Raw genomic sequence first — 13,176 nt, forward strand, 5'->3', positions numbered from 1 at the left:
TACCTGAAGACACTGGAAGATCAGGAAGCAGAAATGAAGAAACTGCATGAAGATCTGAAAGAGATGCAGGCCAAAGAAGCTACTTCCCGCAAATCTCTTGACAGCTACCTTGCGAATCTGACAGTGGAATAGGCAACGAGGTGATTTGATACTTACCTTTACAAGATTCGACTGGCAATATCATTGATACTGCATGAACCCCCACCATACAGGCTGGTTACAACAGGTACGGTGGGTCGTTTTCCAATTCATTTAACACCGCTTCAGCAACAAAGATGGGCACATCTGCTGTCACGGCAATTGCAATGGCATCGCTCGGGCGGCAATCTATTTCAACCAGTTCACCGTGTCGCTGCACCCGCAGACGGGCAAAATAAGTCTGGTCCTGCAAATCGTTAATGAGAATATCCTGAATCTCACCGCCCATATTTTCGATTGCATTCACCACCAGATCGTGGGTCAGCGGGCGCGAGGCAAAAACTTTTTTGATGCGACGCTCGATACTGTTGGCTTCGTAGCTCCCAATGACAATCGTAAAACTACGATCGCCATCGACCTCCCGCAGCACAATCAACTGCTTGTCGTTGATATCGGAAATGATAATTCGACGCAGTTCCATTTGCACTGGCACAGCAGCATCCCCTGGCAACAGGATAGAAAATTATGGCAATTGTTTATTTTACTTGCTCCTACGTGGGCGGGTCAAGCAACTGTTCATGGTGGGAGTCGAAATTACTCCCGGTGAACTACTCCCCCTGACCCAGTGAGTAGCCTGGTGCCCCATCAAAGTAGTAAAGATTTTCGGTTTTAATGATTTGCAGACCCGCGTGGGTGATGCGGTTCATCAATTCCAGGACCGTGGGGTAAGTAATTATTTGTCCTTTCTGGGTGAATCGGCAGCGCCAGTGATCGGTGCAGAAGGTTTCCTTCATCCCTTCAGGAAACACTTTGACCCCACGGTTGGTGATCAGGATCAGCGATAAATCACCGGCGAGTGCCTGTAATTGACCGCCTAACACGTTTGGATCGCGGTGGGATTCATCCCATTTCAGGAAGATATCAACACCCACCAATTCCTGCTTGGTGGCTTTTGGCTGATAGGCTGGAATCCTGATCGGGTGGGGCTCATAAACAACTGGTTTCAATACGCCTGGCTTTTTACCCAGTCGTTTGATAATGGCTTCGGTAAAGTCTTTAGTACCCACCTTGACTTCGCTCAGGCCATCGCGGTAGACATCGGCGGTATGGATACCATCTTCCAGAGTTACCAGCCAGGCATTCTTAATTTTTTCTGCGGTGGGGCCGTATCCCAGATGCACCAGCATCTGAATGGCGGCCTGCAACAATCCCGATGGATTTGCAACATCTTTTCCGGCGATGTCCGGTGCGGAGCCGTGCACCGCTTCGAACATGGCAGTATTGTGGCCGATGTTGGCAGACCCTGCCAGACCAATAGAGCCAGCCACCTGGGCCGCGATATCGGAAAGAATATCCCCATAGAGGTTTAAGGTAACAATGACATCAAATGTTTCCGGCTGGGCAGCAAGGCGTGCCGCACCGATATCGATAATCTGGTGATCGTTCTTGATTTCCGGGTATTCTGCCGCAATTTCATCAAACACCTGATGGAACAGCCCATCGGTGATCTTCATAATGTTGTCTTTCGTCATGCAGGTGACTTTTTTACGACCGTAGGCTTTGGCGTATTCAAAGGCATAACGAACGATATTTTCGCACCCTGGGCGGCTGATTACCTTCAGCACCTGGGTTACTTCCGGCGTCTGGCGGTGCTCAATTCCCGCGTACAGGTCTTCTTCATTTTCCCGCACAATCACCAGATTCATGCCCGGGTGGGACGAGGACACGAACGGACTGTACGATTTGCAGGGACGAACGTTGGCAAACAGGTTCAGCGTTTTGCGAATGGTGACATTGACGCTTTTAAACCCTTTCCCCTGAGGGGTAGTCAGTGGGCTTTTCAGAAAACAGCTGTTTTTTCGCAAAAACTCCCACGCTTCGTTGGGAATGCCGGAGGTGATCCCTTTTTCATAAATCGACTGGCCAATTTCAATCACGTCATATTCCAGCGGTGCCTCTGCTGCTGCCAGAATATCCATCGTTGATTGCATGATTTCTGGGCCAATACCATCCCCAGGTGCGACGGTAATTCTTGTTTTCGTCATGGTGCGTCTCTCTTATTCCATAATCAAAAATCATAATATTGCGATATCGCTGTTCATCGATATTGCAATGTCCACGTAATATCATCCAGGCACTATGTGCCAGGCCAGATTCTCATGCTGAAGCATGCCAGGTCTACTTCATCCAGCTTATCCTGTTCGGATGCCTGAAATCGTTCGACGGATACATCCAGAAAGCCCCAGATGCTGGTGGGATCGCCCGAAGTATCATTGCCACGTGCGTCGACTTCCGCTTCCAGCGACCAGTGCCACAATCGCCTTTCCTGTTTTGTGGAAGAACCGTCTTCCTGCCAGCCTTTCATAATTCTTTCAATCATTAATAGGCTCTCATGGGCTGGTTTTTCCGCACTGATGTGCAGGAGAAGTTCCGCGTCGGCCTCTTCATATTTCACATTAGAAATTGCCCGAATCGAATCGAACAGGCGGTGCTCCAGCATGCTGGCACGCCAGGGGGAGAGTAAAGAATAAGTTACTCGTTCTGCTTCAATCGAAATTCCGTACAGCTTTAGTTTCATGGTGGGTGTTGGTTTAACTTTCCTTTGCAACAGAACAAGTGCTCAAAGCACGCGAAAACAAATCCTGAATGTGTGACAATGGTTCAATGCCCACAGAAATCCGGAGCAAACCTTCCGTAATTCCTTGCTGGTGCTTGCTTTCGGCCGATTCGTACCGGTGGGAAGTCGCCCACGGATAGCTGATCGTGGTGGTACAGTCCCCCAGTGATGGGCAAAATGGCACGTTACCCGCACGAATGAAATGATCTACACCCGCCCGCCCCGTGGTGAGTTCGCAGCATAGCATGTAGCCCGCATGCCCACCCAGTGTTTGCTGGCATAATTGATAGTCGGCGTGCGTGGGCAATCCAGGGTAGTGTACTTTGGCAATTCCGGGTTGCTGCTGCAGCCATTCGGCTAATTGCTGGGCATTCTGTTCCGATTGCTGGTAGCGCAACGCCAAAGTAGGCAATGAACGGGTGCAGAGCCAGCTTTCAAACGGATTGCCGGCAAAGCCCCAGACACTTCGCACTTCTGCCATCGTCGTTTTCAGGTTCAAGTCGTCCGCCAGCACCGCACCAAGGGTGACATCGGCGTGGCCGCTGATCAGTTTCGTTAAGCTTTCCACCACAATATCTGCACCCACAGCAGTGGGGCGATAGCCAATTGGTGTGCTGAATGTATTATCGACGATCAATTTCCCACCTGCTGCGTGTGTGGCACTTGCAAGGCGGGGGATATCTGCAATTCGCACCATCGGATTCGAAATGGTTTCCACAATCACCGCATCAACAGGTGTTTTCAGTGCGGCCTCCCACTTCGCAGGGTGGGTGATATCCATATATTCCGTGGTAATACCAAATTTCCCTAAGTGCTTACTGAGCAACTGGTTAGTGCGTCCATAAAGCTGATCGCTTGCTACAATGCGTCGCGTCGCACCGAGGCACCCTAACAACGCAACGCTGATCGCAGCCATGCCCGAACTGGTCACCAGGCACCACCCGGTGTGGTGCAGTGCGGCAAGTTGCTGTTCCAGCAGTTCCCCGTTCGGATGATTGTCGCGTGCGTAAAAATAGCCGCGTTCTTCGTACCTGGCGATCCGTTCAAAGGCGTCCAGATCACTGACCTGAAAGACGCTCGACATGGTGATCGGTGGGGATAAAGGCACCGAACTGCCTGCAGAATAAGAACTTGCGTTCAAAGAATCTCTCCCACGATCATTGATTGTCCGATTTTGGCTTGTTTGCTGTGTGCGGAAGCATTTTCAGAAATTGTATGCTTTTTCCCCACCATTCATGAGTGGGGGTGGGAACGATTCAGCGGTTTTCGCGATGATTTCCGGTCTCTTTTTGCCGGAGCACCCACCCAACTGATCGAGGCGATTCGGAGTTTGAAAGGCGGTGGCATCGTCACTGTGGAAGTTCATCCGAAAGGATTTGGCGAAAAAGAACGACTGCTGATCCGTTACGACAGCAACTACCCCCACCGACGTTGGACCACATTACCACGAGGATTTTCGGATCGAACCATCGATATATTACGCAAAGAATTCAACAGTTTATCCGTGGTTGTGCGTCATCAGGCGATGTTAGCAGCAGCAAAATTTCCTACACTTGAAGAGAATCTTCGTGCAGGTATGCGGCTGGAGAAATACATAGAAATTAATGAAAATTCATTCATAAAACCCGTAGCCGCCACCGCCCAACCAAGGCAAAGCCACCTCGCACACCACAATTGGTGGGAACGAAGTGGGAGGGAAATATCTTCCACGAAACAGGTTATTTTCAATTTGAAGCAGATGGTAAGGCACGTTATGTGAAAACCGAAGGTGGGGGATACGATTTCACTTACCAGCAGGACGGCACGAAAATTTCGCTACGCATTTATAACGGCTATACTTGGTTTGAAGGCCAGATCATTCAGGATGTGATCGAAGGGAAATTAATGCAGCAATCAGGTACCACAGGTGATGGCAAATACACCAAATCGCCCTGATTGCCCAATTTCTCTAACCAATCTAGTGTAAAATAGTTTCCTTTCTGTGGAAATTCTTCCAACATAATAGGTGCGATTACTGTTGTATAATAACAAGAACGACGTAACGGGAGGTAGATACATCGTGGATCGAACAAAATGGATCTTGGCCAGCTTGTTTACCATGACCATGGGAATGCTGTTGGCGAACAGTCCCATGATCGCACAGGACAAAAAAGATCCCCCAAAGGTGTTGCAGAATGACAAAGGGGAGAAAGTTGGTATTAAAACCAACGATGGGTTGAGCCTGGGTGGTCTTTGGTTTCCGGCAAGCTCGAAAGAGGAAAAGCGAAATAAAGAACCAGACGCCGTGATTATGATGCCTGATTTTGGCCACGAAGTATATTCCAAGCACCAAGGCTGGGATATGCGGTGGGTCAATATGGCAGAAAAAATCAGCCAGAAAGGGTTTGGCGTACTCCTGTTTGATTGGCGAGGCCACGGCATGAGCGGGCCCGATATTGGCACCCGGATTTTCACGGGTCAGCGTCAGACATTGTTTGAAAAAGATCTGGCGAATCGCAACCAGTGGGGCGCGGCGGTCACTACGATTGATGCCATCGATTGCAAATACTTTAAGCCAAACTATTGGCCATTCCTGTTTAACGATCTGGCAGCAGCACGCTACTATCTGGATCAGAAAAACGATAATCAGGCAGTAAACTCCGGTCGAATCTGGATTGTGACGGAAGGTCGGGCGGCACACTTTGCTTCCGGATTCATTGCATCAGAATTTCGCAGAAATTCGGTCTATACCCCCAATAACCTGACTGCGGTGGCTAACTCCGAACCAGCAGGTGTTGATTATGCAGGCTTGGTGGCACTATCGTTCAATATTTCGGCATCGACACCCAAATACACCCCGAATGCCGCCGCCATGACCACGAAAGCGGCTTCCAGCACCTTCAACTACAACCATCGAGTTGGTTCTGCGGATCCTTATCACCAGCGCTGTGTAAACCATATGAACGATCGTCTGGCAGCTTTGCTGATTTATGCCGAGAAAGATACTGTTGGGAAGAACACGTCGAATCAAATTATGAATCGCCTGCACCAGTTCCGTGGCACGCCGAAACAGATCGAAGCAGAGCGTAAGGAACGGTTCAAGTGGGTAGAATCGGTGAAAGGTGCCAAGAACCTGACCGGTATCGACCTGATCAGCGATGATCTGGGCACGATGCAACTGATCGAAACCTTCATGGAAAAAGCTCCTGAAGCACAGGCATTGGGCAAAAATATTCTCGAACGCAATGCCAAAGAAGCCCCATCTCAATTACCAGTTCGGTTCAATACGATTCTGTATGGATTGGGTAATTAACCCAATCAGTTTTCAGCCCCCAGCCATCTCACGAAGTTAACCACCACTCGTTGAACTGAACGAAAAATTCCAATAATCTAGTGGTGATGAATATCCTCGACCAAATTGTTCAGCACAAACTGCAGGAAATTGCTGTAGCGAAAGAGCTTACGTCCGAAAATGAGCTTGCAGCCCGATGCAAAGACCTGCCCCAAGTGCGTGATTTTGCCGCCGCACTATTGCAGCACCCAATCGGAATTATTGCCGAAGTAAAAAAGGCATCCCCGTCGGCGGGTATCATTCGGGCAGATTTTCATCCCGTTGAGATTGCTCAAACGTACCAGCGTGCGGGGGCAGATTGCCTCAGCGTGCTGACCGATGAACATTTCTTTCAAGGCCACCTGCAATACCTGGTGGACATTCGTAAGTCAGTTGAAATTCCAATCTTACGCAAAGAATTTATTCTGGATCGCTACCAGTTACTTGAAGCGCGTTCCGCAGGAGCAGATGCGGTTCTGTTGATTGCCGAAATTCTGCCCGACAATCGCCTAACAGAGTTATACCATCAAGCAGTGGAACTGGGCCTGCAGGTGCTGGTGGAACTCCACGATGCGGAACAACTCGAACGGGTGGTGGCCTGTGGCACTCGCCTGATTGGGATCAACAATCGAGACTTGCGCACATTCACCACGCGACTGGATCACACCATTGACCTGCTGGGTGCCATTCCAGCGGATCGGGTGGTGATCAGTGAAAGTGGTATCCGCACCCACGCCGACCTGGTGCGATTGCAGCACGCAGGTGCACGTGGGGTGCTGGTGGGAGAATCGCTGATGCGGGCACCCGATATTGCGAAAGCACTGCTTGAATTACACCAACGTGTGTAAGCAACATACCAAAAAACCAGAATCAATTACTCTGCGTACTTCGCTTCATTATCCGACAGTCCTGCAGTGGCGGTGCTGATCCGTTTGATCGTCTTTTCCGATACTTCCTGCTGCAGTCGTGCAATCAATTCTGAAACCGAAACAGATCCCACATCGCGTTGTTTGAAGTCGGCAATCGATTCATCACGCAGCGAAACCGTCTGGGTGGCCATTTCCTTTTCGCCCACCACCAGCAGATACGGAATTTTCTCCATTGAACCATCGCGGATCTTCGCACCGATTTTCTCGGAACGATAATCCCCGGTAACGCGGAAGCCCGCTTCCCGCAGTTGCTGTTCAATCTGCTGGGCATACTCCACAAACTTTTCACTGATCGTCAGCAACCGTGCCTGTTCTGGTGCCAGCCACAGTGGGAACATTCCAGCAAAATGTTCAATCAAAATACCACAGAACCGTTCCATACTGCCGAACGGTGCCCGGTGAATCATCACGGGGCGGTGCTTCAGATTGTCCGCACCGGTGTATTCCAGATCGAAACGGTTGGGAAGGTTGTAGTCCAACTGCACCGTGCCAAGCTGCCAATCGCGACCAATACAATCACGCACAATGAAGTCGATCTTGGGCCCGTAAAACGCAGCTTCCCCCACACCAATGGAGTAGTTCAGATCGAGTTTCTTCACCGTATCCAGCAGAATCTTCTCTGCGTTATCCCACAGTTCGCTGGCACCAACATACTTGCTGCTGCCAGGTTCCCGCACACTTACCCGTACTCGGTAGTCGTTCAGGCTCAAGGTCCGCAGCACCAGCAGCACCAGATCAATGTTGGCAATCAATTCACTTTCGATCTGCTCCGGCATCATAAACAAGTGGGCATCGTCCTGGGTAAACCCACGCACGCGGGTCAGGCCGCCAAGTTCGCCCGATTGTTCGAAGCGGTAGACAGTTCCAAACTCTGCCAGCCGCACCGGCAGATCTCGGTAGCTGCGTGGCTGCGCCTTATAAATCTGGATGTGGTGGGGACAGTTCATCGGCTTCAAGAGATAGCCTTCCTGTCCTTGCAGCCAATCGGTCAGGCACTTCAGCTTTCCTTCTGAAGTAGTCTGTTCGCGATAGCTCAACCACAGCGTGCGGGCATCCAGTACCACCTGACCCCAGGGATATTGGGCATTGTCATCATCCCCACTGGGGTATTCACCCCTGGTATACGATTCCAGATAATCCAGAAACGCCTTTTCCCGATCTTCCGGCAGTTGTTTTTTCTCCAGCAGCGTTAACCAGCTATCGATGGTCTGTGCCAGCGGATTCATAAACAGTGCGGGGTACTGGGCATCGCGGTAGTAGGGAAAATGCCCACTGGTGCGATAGAGATCCAACCGCCCGATGTGGGGGGTATAAACCGGCTGATACCCACGTTTCAACAATTCATCTTTGATGAAGGTTTCCAGTTGCCCACGGACAATGGAACCTTTCGGCATCCACAGAATCAGCCCCTGGCCAGCATCCTGGCTGATAGTAAACAGCTTCAGTTGTTTGCCCAGCACGCGGTGGTCGCGTTTCTTCGCTTCTTCCAGTTGGGTCAGGTACTGGGTTAATTCTTTCTCGTTGAAAAACGCAGTGGCGTACAGGCGTTGCAACTGCTTCCGTTTGGAATCGCCTTTCCAATAGGCACCTGCAATGTTCAACAGTTTGAATGCCCCCACCTTACCTGCATGATGGATGTGGGGCCCACGGCACAGGTCGATGAACTCCCCCTGCCGATAGAAGCTCAGCTTGCCATACTTCGCAAGCTCCTCTTCGACGTGCTCCACCTTGTAGGTCTGGTTCAGTTCGGCACACAACGCCTTGCCTTCTTCCACTGAACGTTCGAAACGCTCGAAAGGCTCCTGCTCCTTGATGATTTTCTTCATCTCGGCTTCGATCCTGGGGAAATCATTTTCCGTGATCGGGATTTCGCTGTCGATGTCGTAGTAAAACCCATTCGCCAGTGCGGGGCCAAAGGCCAACTTGACATTGGGAAACAACCGCATCACCGCACGTGCCATGATGTGGGCGGATGAGTGTCGCAGCACTTCCAGCGATTCCGTGTCTTTGTCGGTAAGAATCTGGAAGTTGAGCTGTTCGCCATCAGTGGTCAATTCTTTTGTCAGATCGACCACTTCGCCATTTACTTTGGCAGCGATGGCTGCCTGAGCCAGGCGTTTTCCAATACTTTCTGCCACATCCAGCGGGCGAACACCCGGGGGTACCTGACGCTCAGAGCCATCAGGCATACGTAACGTGATCATGTAGATTTCCTCGTTCCTGGCAGCAGCACAGCAGCCCAACAAACGGCTGACAGGTGCTCCAGTAAGTTATTGCGATTCCTAATTTCGCTTCAGGAATTGTAGAAGTAGAGCACCACGCAGGCGAAAAAGTTCACCCACATGTGGTGTTTGGGGTCAGTATGCTTCAATCTTCAAACATCATTTCATCCCTTCTGTTTTCTGGTGCGGCGGCACGTACATTGATTATCGGCCAACAGAACGAACCTGTTGTGCATTAATTAGACGAATTAAAATGTAATTTAGTTCACTAAAATTCTGAAAAAATTGAAATTTGTTGTAAGTCTATGAAATCAAATTACTTACAGCAGAAAAAAATGGGTTATTGGCTGCCGCATTTTCGAAATACAATGTCGATATTTAAATAATTTTGTACAGGCTAAAGTTGTTTTTTCGAAAAGTGCAGCCAACAATGCATGTGGATCACATGATGAAATCATGTGCCACGCAATTATCGACGTGGGAAGCCGGCTGGCACAGGATTACCTTGCATGTAGCCACTGTAAGCTGCTGGCAGGTAAGGGTTTCCAGTGTATGCAGGTGGGGGATAGAACGGTGCATTGGCCATTGGTGCCACGGTCTGGAAGTGGCCATCGTACGGGAAGTACAGGTACCATGGTGCGGCCATGTGCACAGGCAGCGTTGGCATGCGATACACGTTCTGCGATTTTGCAAACCAGGGGTTGCTGAAAATCGGGTGATTCCATTGTGCACGGTCGTGCGTCATGTTGGGGTGCTTGCCATAACCAAACAGGCCGGGGTGCCCGGTCGAGCCGGGAATGCTGACCCCACCACCACCTGCGGTGCCGCAGTTGTTACAGGGTTGCTGGGCTGCAGCGGTCATTGCCATGGCACACAGCAGTGCCATCGATAACAGAAACTTTTTCATCGTATTCTCTCTCAGGTTCGTGTCCATGAACACAGGCGATACTTCTGCGAATCACCTGGCCGAAGAACATATTGTTTAAGTTTGATCCACAATCGCAACATCCACCAAGTGAAGTGCGAAGAAATTCTAAATCACACCACGTGGAACGTTTTACGTCCCACCCATTCGTTATTACCTGCGGTACATCCAGCTTGGGTAAACCGTGCCATAGTAGGGGTTTGTGTACTGCTGGTAAGCCGATGGCACAATCGTGGGTGCAGGGGTTGTACCGGGTGCTGCCGGTGCCGCGGGTGCAATCACGGGTTGACCCGTTGTGGTGGCTGGATATCCAGAATACGTTCCGGGATACATGCCGGGATAGCCCTGCTGTGCACCGGGATAACCCTGAGCTGGCCCCCACAGTTGTTGGTTCGCAGGTGAGTAGTCGCCATAAATAGGTCTGGGGATGTGCATACGCATGCTGCCTGGGGCATCATACGGGCCGTAATTAAACAACGGGCCATCCATGTGAATCCAGCGGAACTTGGATGTGGCAAGACGTTCCAGAAAATTAAAACCGTGTGACTGGTAAGGATATTGGGCGAAAGACTGGCCCGGGCTCATCATCAGTCCCAGAACGCCCAATAATGCAACAAAAATCCACTTTTTCATTTCGATATGCTCCGATCGAAGAGCGATCGGGCCACGAGGTTTTCCTGAACCCCGACTCCTTGCCCGACAATCCATTTATGCGCTGTTGACAGTCATCTTTCTGCGCCAGTTGAACATTTCTTTCCCATGAAAATTACATTGCACATGCTGGTACCGCTAGAATCGGAATTCATGGCGCACTACATCGGGAGCAAGGGGTTTTCTCTGTTTTTTGCTTGAAATGTGCGTAAACAACCCACTGAGTGCAACGCTTACGGTGGGGAATAATCAAACGTTCAAAATATTGTGCAGGACAGGTAATTTCTTCGAGAAAATTTGGAATTCTGCCAGACTTTGATTCAAGTTCTGTTTTGTGAAATCATCATTCTCCCGCTTGAAATGGTTTTCATAATGTTAAATTCCCTTCATTGATGCGGTTATAGGCAAGACTACCGATGGAATATTCGCAGGTAATCATTTGAGCAAACATGTTGTCATTGCTGGTGGGAGTGGTTTTCTGGGTCAGGCGTTAGTGGTCCACCTGAACGGAATCGGCTACAGAACAACTGTTCTCACCAGATCTTCTGTCGATCGCAATGGATTCGTTCAGTGGGATGGGGCGACAGCAGGTGCCTGGATTACTCATCTGGAAGGTGCGGCTGCGATCATCAATCTCACCGGTCGCAGTGTTGATTGTCGGTACACAGCCACCAATCGGCAGGAGATTATTCAGTCGCGTGTCAATTCTATAAAAGCTCTCAGCGCAGGTTTACGACGATGCTCAAAGCCACCTCCTGTGTGGATCCAGGCGACCTCACTTGCCATTTACGGTGATGCTGGTGAGATGATCTGCCACGACGATGCTCCCCATGGCGTTGGCTTTTCTGTCGATGTCTGTAAGACGTGGGAATCTGAACTCGAAAATCAGCATCTTCCTGATACAAGAATTGTTGTCCTGCGAATAGGCTTTGCACTGGCGGCCAGCGGAGGGGCATTAGGGCGGCTGGCCACTTTGACAAAATTGTGCCTCGGTGGATCTGTGGGAAACGGCCGTCAATACATCAGCTGGCTTCATCTCAACGATCTGAATCGAATTTTCGAATGGTGCCTGGAAAATCAAGCAGCGTCAGGTGTTTATAATGCTACCGGACCCAGCCCAGTCACCAATAAAGCCTTCATGGCTGCATTACGTCGTTCCCTCAAACGCCCCTGGAGTCCTCCCACACCGTCATTTGCGGTGCGGCTTGGAGCTTTCCTGATGGGTACGGATGCGTCACTGGCACTTACTGGGCGGCGATGCGTGCCAACACGCCTGCTCAATGAAGGATTTCGATTTGAGTACACAGATTTGGAATTGTGTTTGCGGAATATTTTCGCATCGCAACACGCAATGGCTGAAATCTGATGATCCTCGCTCACGTATCACAAAAGGTGTGGTAATGCGGCCAGTTCGCCAAGATCGAAGCAGGCCCGCATTCGGATTCACGGGCAATGTCAGCGAACGATCCGGCACTTCGGCAACGCTTTCTGCAACTCCGCCACAGCCTGCGATGTAACCTGCGTCTCAAGCAAGTTGAGCAAGGTGAGGCTCTTCAGCCCGGCCAGTTCCTTCAGCCCAGCGTCCGTCACTTGCGTGCCAACCAAGCCGAGCGAGGTGAGGCTCTTCAGCCCGGCTAGTTCCTTCAGCCCGTCGTCCGTCACCTGTGTTCCACTCAAGTTGAGCAAGGTGAGGCTCTTCAACCCGGCCAATTCCTTCAGCCCAGCGTCCGTCACCTTCGTGGCACCCAAGTGTAGCGAGGTGAGGCTCTTCAGTTCGACCAGTTCCTTCAGCCCGGCATCCGTCACACTCGTGATACGCAAGTCGAGCGTGGTGAGGCTCTTCAGCCCGGCCAGTTCCTTCAGCCCGGTGTCCGTCACCGGCTTACTAAACAAGATGAGTGTGGTGAGACTCTTCAGCCCGGCCAACTCCTTCAGCCCGTCGTCCGTCAACTGCGTGACATGCAAGTCGAGTCCGAACGGCGTTTCGGGCGTGGGCAAATTGGCGATCACGCCCTCCTTCCACGTGCTGAATACGAACCCCGGCACTGAACCTGCGGCGACCTTTTCCATCCACGTTGCTGACCCAGACTCACTGACCGTAATCCAGCCAACGTCGGCCCCGGCTTCGGTCCACACCTTGACGATCTTCTCAGGCAGCGGCTTGGGCAACTCCGTCTTCGCCGGGTCCTGGGCCGACGCCACCGTACCGGCCAGCACTACCAATACACTCAGCAACACACGCATCGGACTTCCTCCCAGGCATTGCGGGCGTGTTCGCTCCACCCGTTGGGCGAACGCCCAATGTTGTTGAGGGGACACTGATTAGCATATGCGAGCCCCGCGCTCACGTCAGACCTTCTCGCCTGTGGTCACCATGGCCAAAC

At 51.0% G+C, this 13,176-nt stretch carries 13 protein-coding genes; 5 read left to right on the plus strand and 8 right to left on the minus strand.

The features are described from left to right. Nucleotides 1–217 precede the first annotated feature (217 nt). From R3B84_00005 to R3B84_00020, 4 genes are all read right to left on the minus strand, one after another. Nucleotides 218–631 (minus strand): bifunctional nuclease family protein, encoded by a 414-nt coding sequence (locus R3B84_00005; GenBank protein MEZ6138927.1) that lies wholly within the window; start codon nt 629–631, stop codon nt 218–220. Nucleotides 632–746: 115 nt separating this feature from the next. Then, nucleotides 747–2,183, minus strand: a complete 1,437-nt coding sequence (locus R3B84_00010) for an NADP-dependent isocitrate dehydrogenase (protein ID MEZ6138928.1) — start codon at nt 2,181–2,183, stop codon at nt 747–749. A gap of 92 nt (nt 2,184–2,275) precedes the next feature. After that, nucleotides 2,276–2,716 (minus strand): hypothetical protein, encoded by a 441-nt coding sequence (locus tag R3B84_00015; GenBank protein ID MEZ6138929.1) that lies wholly within the window; start codon nt 2,714–2,716, stop codon nt 2,276–2,278. Between the two features lie 13 nt (nt 2,717–2,729). Continuing rightward, a complete protein-coding gene (locus tag R3B84_00020) occupies nt 2,730–3,896 on the minus strand; it encodes a PLP-dependent transferase (GenBank protein ID MEZ6138930.1) in 1,167 nt (388 codons plus the stop codon). A gap of 33 nt (nt 3,897–3,929) precedes the next feature. Between R3B84_00020 and R3B84_00025 the strand changes: the two genes are divergently transcribed. From R3B84_00025 to trpC, 4 genes are all read left to right on the plus strand, one after another. Next, complete coding sequence (locus tag R3B84_00025) at nt 3,930–4,514, plus strand: hypothetical protein (protein MEZ6138931.1); 585 nt, start codon at nt 3,930–3,932, stop codon at nt 4,512–4,514. Beyond that, the gene (locus tag R3B84_00030; GenBank protein MEZ6138932.1) at nt 4,511–4,690 is read left to right on the plus strand and encodes a hypothetical protein; all 180 of its coding nucleotides are present in this window, start codon (nt 4,511–4,513) and stop codon (nt 4,688–4,690) included. Before R3B84_00025 ends, R3B84_00030 begins: the two co-directional genes overlap by 4 nt. Before the next feature lie 124 nt (nt 4,691–4,814). Beyond that, complete coding sequence (locus tag R3B84_00035; GenBank protein ID MEZ6138933.1) at nt 4,815–6,047, plus strand: hypothetical protein; 1,233 nt, start codon at nt 4,815–4,817, stop codon at nt 6,045–6,047. An 86-nt stretch (nt 6,048–6,133) separates the two neighbouring features. Further along, the gene (gene trpC, locus R3B84_00040; GenBank protein ID MEZ6138934.1) at nt 6,134–6,913 is read left to right on the plus strand and encodes an indole-3-glycerol phosphate synthase TrpC; all 780 of its coding nucleotides are present in this window, start codon (nt 6,134–6,136) and stop codon (nt 6,911–6,913) included. A gap of 26 nt (nt 6,914–6,939) precedes the next feature. On the opposite strand, the gene thrS is transcribed toward trpC, so the two are convergent. From thrS to R3B84_00055, 3 genes are all read right to left on the minus strand, one after another. Beyond that, a complete protein-coding gene (thrS, locus tag R3B84_00045; protein ID MEZ6138935.1) occupies nt 6,940–9,198 on the minus strand; it encodes a threonine--tRNA ligase in 2,259 nt (752 codons plus the stop codon). A gap of 487 nt (nt 9,199–9,685) precedes the next feature. After that, nucleotides 9,686–10,123 carry a hypothetical protein gene (locus tag R3B84_00050; protein MEZ6138936.1) on the minus strand — a complete coding sequence of 146 codons (438 nt, stop codon included), beginning with the start codon at nt 10,121–10,123 and terminating at the stop codon, nt 9,686–9,688. 171 nt (nt 10,124–10,294) lie between these two features. Then, nucleotides 10,295–10,774 carry a hypothetical protein gene (locus R3B84_00055; GenBank protein MEZ6138937.1) on the minus strand — a complete coding sequence of 160 codons (480 nt, stop codon included), beginning with the start codon at nt 10,772–10,774 and terminating at the stop codon, nt 10,295–10,297. A gap of 457 nt (nt 10,775–11,231) precedes the next feature. Between R3B84_00055 and R3B84_00060 the strand changes: the two genes are divergently transcribed. Beyond that, the gene (locus tag R3B84_00060; GenBank protein ID MEZ6138938.1) at nt 11,232–12,158 is read left to right on the plus strand and encodes a TIGR01777 family oxidoreductase; all 927 of its coding nucleotides are present in this window, start codon (nt 11,232–11,234) and stop codon (nt 12,156–12,158) included. An 89-nt stretch (nt 12,159–12,247) separates the two neighbouring features. Here R3B84_00060 and R3B84_00065 read toward each other — a convergent pair whose 3' ends face one another. After that, nucleotides 12,248–13,036, minus strand: a complete 789-nt coding sequence (locus R3B84_00065; GenBank protein MEZ6138939.1) for a hypothetical protein — start codon at nt 13,034–13,036, stop codon at nt 12,248–12,250. Nucleotides 13,037–13,176 lie beyond the last annotated feature (140 nt).

The sequence above is a fragment of the Zavarzinella sp. genome, from assembly GCA_041399155.1.
Lineage (GTDB): Bacteria > Planctomycetota > Planctomycetia > Gemmatales > Gemmataceae > JAWKTI01.

Bases quoted from the DNA above. Each gene is read 5' to 3' on its own strand.
- R3B84_00010 (MEZ6138928.1), bottom strand. From the start codon at position 2,183: ATGACGAAAACAAGAATTACCGTCGCACCTGGGGATGGTATTGGCCCA.
- R3B84_00015 (MEZ6138929.1), bottom strand. From the start codon at position 2,716: ATGAAACTAAAGCTGTACGGAATTTCGATTGAAGCAGAACGAGTAACT.
- trpC (MEZ6138934.1), top strand. From the start codon at position 6,134: ATGAATATCCTCGACCAAATTGTTCAGCACAAACTGCAGGAAATTGCT.
- thrS (MEZ6138935.1), bottom strand. From the start codon at position 9,198: ATGATCACGTTACGTATGCCTGATGGCTCTGAGCGTCAGGTACCCCCG.
- R3B84_00050 (MEZ6138936.1), bottom strand. From the start codon at position 10,123: ATGAAAAAGTTTCTGTTATCGATGGCACTGCTGTGTGCCATGGCAATG.
- R3B84_00055 (MEZ6138937.1), bottom strand. From the start codon at position 10,774: ATGAAAAAGTGGATTTTTGTTGCATTATTGGGCGTTCTGGGACTGATG.
- R3B84_00065 (MEZ6138939.1), bottom strand. From the start codon at position 13,036: ATGCGTGTGTTGCTGAGTGTATTGGTAGTGCTGGCCGGTACGGTGGCG.